The 12,226-nt window shown below is 29.0% G+C and carries 9 protein-coding genes and 1 other annotated feature; of the genes, 5 read left to right on the plus strand and 4 right to left on the minus strand.

Going from position 1 to position 12,226, the window contains the following annotated elements; translation table 11 throughout:
* Window positions 1–31: 31 nt before the first annotated feature.
* The 5 genes from MPTP_RS08735 to MPTP_RS08755 all read left to right on the plus strand — a co-directional run bounded on the left by MPTP_RS08735 (window position 32) and on the right by MPTP_RS08755 (window position 7,138).
* Window positions 32–1,384 carry a carbohydrate ABC transporter permease gene (locus MPTP_RS08735; protein WP_013774767.1) on the plus strand — a complete coding sequence of 451 codons (1,353 nt, stop codon included), beginning with the start codon at window positions 32–34 and terminating at the stop codon, window positions 1,382–1,384.
* Window positions 1,385–1,389: 5 nt separating this feature from the next.
* Window positions 1,390–2,229 (plus strand): sugar ABC transporter permease, encoded by an 840-nt coding sequence (locus MPTP_RS08740; protein ID WP_013774768.1) that lies wholly within the window; start codon window positions 1,390–1,392, stop codon window positions 2,227–2,229.
* A 632-nt stretch (window positions 2,230–2,861) separates the two neighbouring features.
* Window positions 2,862–3,404 (plus strand): phenolic acid decarboxylase, encoded by a 543-nt coding sequence (locus tag MPTP_RS08745; protein WP_013774769.1) that lies wholly within the window; start codon window positions 2,862–2,864, stop codon window positions 3,402–3,404.
* 731 nt (window positions 3,405–4,135) lie between these two features.
* Complete coding sequence (locus tag MPTP_RS08750; protein ID WP_231849684.1) at window positions 4,136–6,184, plus strand: hypothetical protein; 2,049 nt, start codon at window positions 4,136–4,138, stop codon at window positions 6,182–6,184.
* Window positions 6,185–6,784: 600 nt separating this feature from the next.
* On the plus strand, window positions 6,785–7,138 hold the full coding sequence (locus MPTP_RS08755; protein WP_013774771.1) for a hypothetical protein: 354 nt from the start codon (window positions 6,785–6,787) through the stop codon (window positions 7,136–7,138).
* A gap of 40 nt (window positions 7,139–7,178) precedes the next feature.
* Here MPTP_RS08755 and sdaAA read toward each other — a convergent pair whose 3' ends face one another.
* The 4 genes from sdaAA to serS form a co-directional block, all read right to left on the minus strand.
* Window positions 7,179–7,970 (minus strand): L-serine ammonia-lyase, iron-sulfur-dependent, subunit alpha, encoded by a 792-nt coding sequence (gene sdaAA, locus MPTP_RS08760; RefSeq protein WP_231849685.1) that lies wholly within the window; start codon window positions 7,968–7,970, stop codon window positions 7,179–7,181.
* A 107-nt stretch (window positions 7,971–8,077) separates the two neighbouring features.
* On the minus strand, window positions 8,078–8,779 hold the full coding sequence (gene sdaAB, locus MPTP_RS08765) for an L-serine ammonia-lyase, iron-sulfur-dependent subunit beta (protein WP_013774772.1): 702 nt from the start codon (window positions 8,777–8,779) through the stop codon (window positions 8,078–8,080).
* Window positions 8,780–8,806: 27 nt separating this feature from the next.
* Window positions 8,807–9,835: a PTS sugar transporter subunit IIC gene (locus MPTP_RS08770; RefSeq protein ID WP_013774773.1), complete on the minus strand. Its 1,029-nt coding sequence runs from the start codon at window positions 9,833–9,835 to the stop codon at window positions 8,807–8,809.
* Window positions 9,836–10,245: 410 nt separating this feature from the next.
* A complete protein-coding gene (gene serS, locus MPTP_RS08775; protein ID WP_013774774.1) occupies window positions 10,246–11,517 on the minus strand; it encodes a serine--tRNA ligase in 1,272 nt (423 codons plus the stop codon).
* Between the two features lie 62 nt (window positions 11,518–11,579).
* Window positions 11,580–11,810: a binding site (T-box leader), on the minus strand.
* Between the last annotated feature and the right edge of the window lie 416 nt (window positions 11,811–12,226).

The raw sequence follows: 12,226 nt of genomic DNA on the forward strand, positions 1-12,226 counted from the left end.
AAATAGGCATAGAAGAGGAAGTGAGGAAGGGATGAGAAAGAACAATCAAACAAACCAGCTTTCTTTTTGGCGAGTATTCAAAACAGGAGATCTGCCGATAAAAGCTTCCTATTTGATTATGGGAAGCACAAATTTTGCGAATAAACAAAAAATCAAAGGGCTGTTGTTCTTATTACTTCAGATCAGTTTCATTGCTTGGTTCATTTTTTATGGTTTTCAGGCTTTAAAGATGCTACAAACTTTAGGAACAAAGGCACAAAGTTGGGTTATGGATGATTCTTTAGGAATTGAGGTACAAGAAGCAGGCGATAATTCAATGCTGCTACTTCTATTTGGCATTGTTGCCATTATGATTTGTATGGCCTTTGTAGTTTTATATATTGTAAACTTGAGAAGCACTCGAAAAATTTTTCAGTTAAAGAAAGCAGGAAAAAAGATACCAAATTTAAGAGAAGATTTGAGTAGTTTATTAAATGAAAATTTCTATATTACTTTAATCAGTTTACCCTTTTTAGGTGTTCTATTATTTACTGTTTTACCATTAGTCTATATGACTTCTATTGCTTTTACGAGTTATGATCATAACCATTTACCGTCAAAAAACCTATTTCATTGTGTTGGATTTTCAAATTTTAATGAAATGATCCATGGTGATATTGCAGGTACTTTTTTTCCCATATTTATTTGGACAATCGTATGGGCAATTCTAGCGACGATTACTACATTTTTCTTTGGTATTTTATTAGCTTTATTAATCAATACGAAAGGAATAAAAGGTAAAAAGGTTTGGCGAACTATTTTTGTTATTACGATGGCTGTTCCACAATTTGTTAGTTTGTTAATTATGGCTAATTTATTCAATAATTCTGGACCGATTAATACTTTATTACAAAAATGGCAATGGATTACTCAACCAATTCCATTTTTAACAAATGGTATAATGGCGAAAATAACAATAATTATCGTTAATATGTGGGTAGGTATTCCAGTCACTATGCTTGTGACTACTAGTATTTTAACAAACTTGCCAAAAGATCAGATTGAAGCGGCAGAATTAGATGGTGCAACTAAAGTACAAATTTTTAAAAAGATTACTTTTCCACAAATTTTATTTGTAATGTTCCCAAGTCTCATTCAACAATTTATTATAAATATTAATAATTTTAATGTTATTTTTCTATTAACAGGTGGTCAACCTGCAAATAGTAATTATTACTCAGCAGGAGAGACAGATTTGTTAGTAACATGGTTGTATAAATTAACCGTAACAGTAGCAGATTATAATCTGGCATCTGTAATTGGCATCATTATCTTTATTCTTTCCGCAACTTTCTCATTACTTGCCTATACACGAAGCAATTCATTCAAAACAGAAGGAGTGTAAGCAAAATGAAAACAACGAAAAAAACGGGATTGATTTTTTGCTACGGACTTTTAACACTCCTGGCAATTGTGTGGTTATTTCCAATTGTTTGGATTATTGTGACAAGTTTTAGAGAAGAAGGAGGAACCTTTGTCACCTACTTTATTCCCAAACAGTGGACAATAAAGAACTATCAATTATTACTGACAAGTTCAACTTATCCTTTTGTACAATGGTTTATAAATACATTGATTGTGGCCAGTTTTAGTTGTCTCATTTCAACGTTAAGTACAATTGCAATTGCTTATTCGTTGAGTCGTTTACGTTTTAAAATGCGAAAGTCGTTTTTAAAAATAGCTTTAGTATTAAATATGTTTCCTGGATTTATGAGTATGATTGCTGTGTATTATATTTTAAAAGCGATGAATCTAACAGGAAGTTTGTTTGCATTGATTTTGGTTTATTCATCGGCTTCTGCCTTGGCATTTTATATTGCTAAAGGCTTCTTTGATACGATTCCTAAAACATTAGATGAATCTGCCATGATGGACGGCGCAAATCGGTATCAAATCTTTATCAGTATAACCTTGCCATTAAGTAAATCAATGATTGTTTATACCGCACTAACTACTTTTATGATTCCATGGATGGATTTTATCTTTGCAAAGATAATTTTAGGAGACAATGTAAATAAGTATACGGTTGCTATTGGTTTATTTACGATGCAAACAAAAGATAATATGAATAAGTATTTTATGGCCTTTACAGCTGGCTGTGTACTCATTGCTGTTCCAATCACTTTGTTATTTATCTTTATACAAAAATACTATGTAGAAGGAATTACAAGTGGATCTGTTAAGGAATAAAGAGGAATATAACTAACTTTTTCTTTAAATCAAGTCATTTTATGAAGAGAATGGTATATAAATTGTATTAACTGAAATTAGTTGTAAAGTTAAGTTAGACAAAAATATCTTATCTAATAATTAAAGTATTATACTATGTTGTTTTCTATGATTTTAGAATTTACATTCCAAAGAATGTAAATTTATTTTTTGTTTATTATATCTGTTAAGTGATTATTATTTTCTATAAAATACAATTTTGATAAAACATTATTTTAATGATTATCCAACATCTTTAACTCTTCTAGCCAGCGTCTTAAAATTTATTTGTTTTCATTGTCAATAAATATTCTTTTTTAACCCACTTTTCACTAGTCTGTGTTTTACTAGATGTTAATAATATTTTTACATTATGGCGAGTTATATTGCTATTATTTATGACTCAAAAAATTCACCTATGTTAGAATCAAAATATTTAGCCAAATTTATAACCTGTTTGAGAGCTATCTTTTAGTAATCTTAAAATAATGTATTATGAACAAATTTTTTGCAACATAATTTTTTCTTCATCTATATTGACATAATTATATTAATATTATATCTTCTACATATGAACATATATTTATATTTATATGTAGAAATGAGGAAAATCTATGTCAAAAAAGATATTTAAAACATTATCTGATTTTTTGGGAACCCACTTTATCTATACTTATGATAACGGTTGGGAATATGAATGGTATGCTAAGAATGATCATACTGTTGATTATAGAATACATGGTGGCATGGTTGCTGGTCGTTGGGTAACAGATCAACAAGCAGATATCGTTATGCTTACAGAAGGTATTTATAAAGTAGCTTGGACGGAACCCACTGGAACTGATGTAGTATTAGATTTTGTTCCTAATGAAAATAAGCTTAACGGCACAATCTTCTTTCCAAAGTGGGTGCAGGATCACCCTGAAATTACGGTTACCTACCAAAATGAACACATCGACCTAATGGAAGAATCTCGTGAAAAATATGAGACTTATCCTAAGTTAATGGTGCCTGAATTTGCAACAATTACCTACATTGGAAATGCTGGCCTAAATAATGACGACGTCATTAGTGAAGCTCCCTATAAAGAATTGCCCGATGATATCCGCAATGGTAGATATTTCGATCAGGAATATAAAAGAATAAACAGATGTTGATTTAAATAATTTATTTTTATAATAAATTTAATTTTAAGTATTCTTATAATTAACAAAAAAATATATCAAAGCTAAGGTAGTATTTATACTAAGCAAAGAAATTAGAAACATATATCAACAATGAAGGAATATAGACAACTATACAGCATTTTTTGAATTGAAATAAATTTTTAGAGACAGCAGGATCAAAATAGAATTTACCTAATATACTAACTTGATAAAGGGAGAATGCCTCTCCCTTTTTTATTTGGATGAGTTTTTCTGATATATTTTTATATTTATTATTTTTATTTGGAAATAAAATGTTGACAATAAGTTTATATTTATTTATTATATGAGTTAATTCAAGGAAACATTTTATAATAGCAAAAGACGATACTAAAAATGATAATTTCTCAGATTATTAATTTTTTAATTAAAAATTTTATCCATCTTTATCAATTAAAATTTTTAATCAATAAAGATGGATAACTAATAAATAAAAAAGAAATACTGTATAGAAATTATTTACTTGTTATTTCAATGGATGACTTGGACTACAGAAAAAGTTATTAATCATTTAAATATAATAAATATATAGGAGAAAATATGAAAAAAAAATTTTTAGCAACATGTTTAAAAATTGAGTAGTTACATTTCTATTTATAAATATTCATAAGGGAAGAAGAAATTTGAAGAATAAATTGCTAATCATTTTTGTACCCCTGACTTGTTTTATATTTTGTTTTTTTATGATTAATATACAAGAGAGCTATGCTGACCCTATTACACAACTACCAAATTTTCAATATAGTGGAACAATGTTGCCGGAAAGCAAAGATATATTTAACTTTAGATATGGAAAAAATACCTATTTTAAAAAATTGTCTGGAGAAGTTTTAAATGGTGAAAAACTATATGTAAATAAAACTCCTAGTGAAGCTCAAGCAATGATTTATCATATCGGTTATTATCAAGGAAAGAATATAAATGTAAAGATAACGTTAACAGGAAGAGCCGGAGGTCTATATATTAATAAAAAAGATTTTTTAAATATAGACTTGGATATAGGTGGTTGGATTACAATAAAATTCGAATTTTTTGATCAAGCTAACAATCCTGTTTCTATTCCTTTAACTACAAATTGGAATAAAATTAATAAGCAAGTGAGTTTAAAAATAGGAAAAGATAAAATTAGATATTTAATTGCAGATCCTACAAATCAGTTTACATATAAGGAAGAATCAAATGGCGAACTAACACTACAAAACAATGTTACTTCTGCTGTTGATACTGGGATAAATAGTTCTTTGCAATGTATTTTATATCCAACAACCGAAGTATCCTTTAATTTTAATCATAAACAAGGCTATAACTCTTATATTAAGTATAATTATGAAAATTTAAATGCTTCAATGCTTTCAAATGCTTATGGGCTAGATGAGAGGTTTGATACATTTAATTCAAATGACCTGACTCTTACAGCAGTTCAAGATATCAGTAATAACATAGCAGATGAATCAAATGCATCAAATGGAAAGCTCAATGCTTTGGCTACCAATTTTAGAAAAGAGATAGATAGTTTACCGTTTTCACAATATAAAATTGATGGGTTTCAGGTGTTAGATTCAGATGGGAATAATCTTACGGATTTATTCAGTCTATCTGTTAAGGATGAAAATGACATAATATTAATAGCGAGGAATCCTAAAGATAATCGATTATATAATACGGCATTAATGTATTTAGTGAAATCAAAATGGATAGGTTCAGAGGAAAAACCAGTAGATCCTGGGAGGATAGATAACAATGGCTATTTAAAAGTACCGTTTGAAGTACAAACAACTTCTATACCAAACAACACATTTATTAGTAAGGGACAATCTTCAATTTTTTATAAAGGAAATATTAATATTAATTTTGTTGATATAGATAATCCAGAAAAAATTTTGAGAGATCCCTTAACCATTCCAAGTATTTTAACTCTGTCTTTTGATTTATCAAAGGAATATCCTGATATTCCAAACTATCAACCTGTTTTCACTCCTTCTAACGATTCTGAAAACAACGATAAAGGAATATTATTAGAGAAGACAAAAGAAATTACACATCAATATTTACGTAAAAATAACATTCATTTTGAAATACTTAATAAAGATTCCCTCACTATAAATCAAGGAACACAAACAGAGGTAACAATGAATTTTTCTGTTTCTTTAGAACTATCTGATGCATATGATTTATATGGAGAATATAATGGAAAGAGACAGTTAATTCATCATTATACAACTAGTAATGGAAAAAAAGATTCACTAACATTTAATATTCCAAAAGAGTGGATAGGCAAAAAAGTAATCTTTTATGTTGTTTCAAATCATTACAATACAGAAAGCAATAAAGAAGAACGACAAATTATTGCAAGAGAACCCGAGCTGAGAGTACCCCCTATTTTTTCTTTTGGTGAAACAGAAATTAAGAACGAGAAATACGGCATTCTACTTCCCGATGCGCTAAAAAATGAGATTAAAGTCATTGATGATGCTCAGGTAAAATGGAAAATTAATATTAAAGAAATGCTACCTTTTTCTGCAAAAAACGAGGAACAATTATTAGAAAGAATTCATTTTACAATTAAAGGAAAAGAGTATATTCTGAATCAGGAAGATCAAACCATTTTGACGGGTGAGACCTCTACCCAATTAGATAAAAATGATAGTATTTTTATCATTATCACACCAGCAGATAAACCAGGGAAATATCAAGGAATACTTGAATGGACACTGTTGAATGGACCAAGTTAATTCTAAATAAACTTTATTTTTTCTATTTTAAAACAAATTTGTTGAATAAAATAAAAAATAATAAGAATTAAATACTAACAAATGAAATAATTTAGCTTTTTTGTTTTTTGTATGTTTATTATTGATTGCCTCAATCAATTTGATTGTTAAATTGATTAAAAGAGCAATAAAAAATAACCGTCTTATCTTTAGCAGGATAACGGTTATTTTTTATGAATCCAACTTTATAAGCCGTTGTCTTAAAGGTGCTATTGGGATTGTATAGATAATTGAAATTTAACACTATTGGTAGAAAAAGATTCATTAAAAGAAACTAGCTAGTTACATAAAAAATATTAATTATTAGAAATGAAAATAGGAAATGAACTATTGAATTAGAAAAAATTAAAAAAACAAGAAATTATTAAAGCATATATTTCTCATTAAATAACTGCCTTGAGTAAATGAAAAGAATATAGTATATTGTATAAGAATAAAAAAGTAATCATAAATAATGATGAACGATAGTTGATAGATCTGTATAAATATAAAATAATTAATAATGAATATACAAATTATTGTCAGATAATTATAAAAATTTATTGAGGGAGTTGAAGAAATATGGAAATTGAATGGGGAAGTTTATCCGAATGGGTAGCAGGAATTTCAAAAGTAATCTCTGTTGCTGGTGCAATCATTTATCCAATTATCCAAGCAAAAAAAAATAGAGAAAAGGCAATACAAAAAATAATTAGAATTGAATGGCGATTAGCAAGCTATATAGTAAAAGAGCAACACGAGCATCCAGAAATAGATATAAAAGAACTTTATAGTTATCAAGAATTTATGAAGAATTATTCAAGAACAATGCTTATTGGTGAGGATGACCAATTACTTGATTTAACACGAAAATTAAAAGAACTATTAGTAAAACTGGCGGATAAAAATTGTTCATCAACCTCCTATTATTTATAGAATCAGTTAAGAATAAACATAAAAAACAAAAAATTAAGATTTAGCCAAAAATTCGTTTTTTCATTTCTTTTCCTGCATCAGTTCCAGCAACACCGCCTAGACCGGTTTCTCGTAAACTTGCAGGTAGGGTAGCACCAATTTCACCCATGGCAGAAACGACTTGGTCTGCTGGAATTTTATTTTTGATATCTGCAAGAGCCATATCAGCAGCAATCAATGCATTGCCAGCACCAATAGCATTTCTGTTAATGCAAGGTATCTCTACTAAACCAGCTACCGGATCACAAACTAAACCTAAAAGGTTTTGCATAGCAATAGAGAAAGCTTCAGCAGATTGGCGAGGTGTGCCTCCTGCCACTTCAACAGCAGCAGCAGCGGCCATTGCTGATGCACTACCGACTTCAGCTTGGCATCCACCAGTAGCACCTGCAATACAGTCATTATTAGCAACCACAATACCAAATAAACCGGCAGCAAATAAAAATCGAATCATTTGTTCTTTTGATAAATCAAGCGTTTCGTTAATCGTAAATAATACTCCAGGTAAAGTACCAGCAGCACCAGCTGTTGGAGTGGCACAAATGACGCCCATAGCAGCATTAACTTCATTTGTACCAATTGCTGCTTGAATCCCCTTCATCATTAATTCACCGGATAAAGGTTGGTGATTTTCTCTATAATTTTTTAATTTAATAGCATCTCCACCGGTCAAACTAGTAGAAGAAAACACACCTTCTCCTTCTTGTGAACGTTTAACAGCATTTTCCATTGTTTGTAAATTTTGTTCCATGATGTTCCACACATCATCAAAGCTCATTTGAGATTGTTCCATTTACTGTTCAATCATTAAATCGGATAAAGATTTTCCAGTTTTTTCTGCTGCTGTTATAAATTCTTCTATTGATAAATACATAATTTTCTCTCCTAATAATAACAAAATTATAATAAAATAATTCTTGTTTCCTTATCAAAATTAACTAGTTCATTTGCAATAGCTGGCAATGGACGTGAGTCTAAATCAAATTCATATAAGTAATCCTGATCATTTTCAAGTTTTACAATTTTATTTATTTTAATATTGTTTTCTTTCAAAATATTCTCAATACCAATTTTTGTGTTCTCATTTTTTGTCAAGGTTAACAAAATAGGTAAAGTACCTTGTGGTTCAATAATAAATCCATCAATTTCAATATATTTGATTTCAATAGTACCTCCACCTAAAGATATGCCAGTCACATGAATACTATGTGTATCATCTTCTAAATATAGACAGGCTGTATTTGCATGATGAACAGAACTATCTCCTTCCATTTCTATAAATTCAATAGAAATACCTTCAGATTCAGCAAGTTCAATGGCTTGCGGTACACGTGAATCGTTTGTAGCAAAACCTAAAATACCTGCAATAATAGCATAATCAGTCCCATGTCCCTTATGGGTTTCAGCAAAAGATTCATAATATTTGCAAATAATCTTTTTAGGTGTTTTGCCAAATAATTTTCTAGCAACTTGACCAATAGAGACAGCTCCTGCTGTATGTGAACTTGATGGACCAATCATAATAGGTCCAATGATATCAAAACAACTTTTATAGTTTAATACTTTTTGTTTTTTTCTAGAATTTTTAATATTTTCTACCATGCTAAACATGTCCTTTTACTATTTATTTTAAGAAATTTGTGTATCTTTTCTAAGATCATTAACCGTTACAAGTTTAAAGTTTTTGAAGACTATAGAACCAATAAAACCAATTACCAAACTGCAAATAACAATACATGCAACAGTAATTAAAGCTTTGTTAATTGGGTTATTTCCTAAAACAACCAATAATCCAGCCCAAGGTGTTGCCATACCAGTTACAGGAACTTTTAAACCAAAGTAAGTAACAATCATTCCATTAATTGCACCAGCAACTGCATTGGTACCAAAAATTGGAATAGGATTTGAACTAATAATGTCTATTTGAGTAAGAGGCTCAATTGTAACAGCCAAAGCAGTTGATTTATCACCAAAAGGTAATCTATTAAATAGCATGAAATTCAAAATAGAATTACCAAAACAACCAAAAGCACCAATCGCCATAGGAACACCTGTTAATCCAATAAGAGCTGTTAATACCATTGAGCTTAATGGTGTCATACCAACAATCGGAATAATAACACCTAAAAGTGCTCCCATGAAATATGGATTTGCTCCAATTGCAGATAGGATAGAGTTTCCAATGATTTGTAGTATACCCATTACAAATGGTTGGATGATATCAGCAACAAAGTAAGTAGAGAGTGGGATAACTAAGATGATAACAATCAAATCAATTCCTTCAGGAATATATTTTTGAAGTTGTTTTAGGACGAAAGATAACAAGTATGCTGCAACAAAAGCGGGTAAAAGTTTAAAATTAATTAAAGAAACACCCATAATTACAGAAAATACTGGACTAATACCAAATGCTAATGGGACTAACGTTCCAGCTGCTAAACCGCCTAAACCTCCCATAGTTTCACCTATTTTAGCAACATACTGTATGTGAAATACATCACCGATCGCATAATGTAGGAAAGCTTCAGGTAAAAAAGTTGAACATGCAGCACCTGATAAAGCAGATAAAGCCTTACGTCCATTTGGCGCATAAAACGCAAACAGAAACATAACTAAAATAACTAATAATAACATGCCGACACCAAGTAAAATTTTCATAATTAACCTCCAAATTTTCACATTTATAAAAATGAATATACTAATTATAAATTTCACAAAAAAGTATATTCAGTTTTTAATAAAGAATATAATAACAAAAATATTGATCACTAATAATTTTATCACCGATATACATTGTACTAATTTTACTATCGTTGTCAATACATATTAAAAAATAGCTAAAAGCCTATGATATTTAAAATATTTTCCCAAAAAATAAAATGTTTATTTAAATAAACCTAAAGGTCCATTAAATAAACATTTATTAAAATTAAAAGATAATATTATGAATTTTTTTATATAAATTTTATTTTGTTTTTTAAATTTTAATCTAAATTGGAGCAGTTATGTAGATATTTTAGATAAAAGGATAAGTAGAAAGCCTTAAATAAATGCTTTCTACTTATTTTTTATTTAAGCACTGATTGACCACCCATATAAGGTTGCAATACTTCTGGAATAGTTACTGAGCCATCTTCATTTTGGTAATTTTCAATAATAGCAGCAACTGTTCTACCAACAGCTAATCCAGAGCCATTTAATGTATGTGCATATTTAATTTCTCCGTCTTTTGTTCTATAGCGGATCATTGCCCGTCTTGCTTGAAAGTCAACACAATTAGAACAAGAACTGATTTCACGATAAGTATTTTGTGCCGGCATCCAAACTTCAATATCATAAGTTTTTGCAGCAGAGAAGCCCATATCCCCGGTACATAATACAATCGTTCGATAAGGCAATTCTAATTTTTCAAGTATTTCTTCACCTGCCCGTGTTAGGCTCTCCAATTCATCATAAGAAGTTTCTTCAGTAGTAAATTTAACCATTTCAACTTTATGGAATTGATGTAAACGAATTAACCCTCTTGTATCTTTACCAGCACTACCAGCTTCAGAACGGAAGCAAGGACTCATAGCAGTGAAATAAATAGGTAATTCATCCTCGCTTAAAATTTCGTTTGCATAATAATTTGTTAAAGGAACCTCAGCAGTAGGAATAAGTGTATAATCAGTATCAGCTACTTGAAAAACATCTTCCTTAAATTTAGGAAATTGTCCAGTACCAAACATAGACTTACTATTAACCATATAAGGAGTAATCATTTCTTGGAAGCCGTGTTCATTAATATGTGTATCTAACATAAAATTATAGATGGCTCTTTCTAAACGTGCACCTAAATTTTTATAATATAAAAATCTAGCACCTGTTACTTTTGCTCCACGTTGGAAATCAAGAATATCTAAAGCTTCACCAATTTCATAGTGTGCTTTGGGATGGAAGTCAAATTGTCTTGGTTTACTCCAACGTTTAACTTCTATATTATCATCTTCATCTTGGACAAAAGGTACAGTTTCATCTGGTAAATTTGGCAAATTTACTAAAATATCTGTATATTGTTTTTCAGTTAGAGATAATTCACCAGCTAATTCCTTAATATTTTTATTGATTTTACGAATATTTTCGATATTTTCTTCGGAAGATTGATTACTTTTCTTTAATTCTGCTACTTCGTCAGATAATTTGTTCCTTAGTTGTTTTTGTTCTTCTAATTTTGGTAGTATATTTCTACGTGTTTGATCTAATTCAAGTAAATGATCAATAGTAGATTTTTCAACACCACGTTGTTCAAATAAAACAATAAGATTATCATAATTTTTCCGTATTTTTTTAATATCTAACATTTTGTATCATCCTTTCTTAACTTCTAATAAAAAAAGCTTATCCAACTCCATGAATTAAAATTCATTGGAGCGGATAAGCTTAAATCCGCGGTACCACCCAAATTCAATAAAATTAGATAAACTAATTTAATATTGCACTCAATTATGTAGATAACGGCAACTGACCGAAATAGATTATTTCTCTATTTTCTTATAGTAGAGTGGATTTCATTAAGTTATTTTACTAGTTTACATCAACTACTAGCTTTCTGAAAAAATAAACCTAATTACTTATCTCTAATGATTTACTATATTTCTCATTTATTAATTTCATTATATGCAAAAGAAATTACTCTGTCAATAACTTTATGTTAGTTATATTAATTTTTAATATTAATATATAATTTTTTGAACAAAAAACCATTTTAAATTTTAACTATAAATTAAATATCCATGCCTATTGGGTTAAAAATAATTTTCTCATTTCGTTTATTGTATGCATTAACAATATATAATGTAATAAATATTTACAAGAAAATACATAGAGAGATGATAAATAAAACTAAGCAATTATCAATAAGGTACTTACTATAGGTATATTAATGATAATTATTATTTTATAACCAAATCTTATGAATGAGGATATATCAATAGATAAAAAAATGCAAGTAATTTAGAGGGGAATGACTAAAAATAAGACTAGCAAAATAAACTGTAAAAAAAACATACA

The sequence above is a fragment of the Melissococcus plutonius ATCC 35311 genome, from assembly GCF_000270185.1.
GTDB classification, from domain to species: domain Bacteria; phylum Bacillota; class Bacilli; order Lactobacillales; family Enterococcaceae; genus Melissococcus; species Melissococcus plutonius.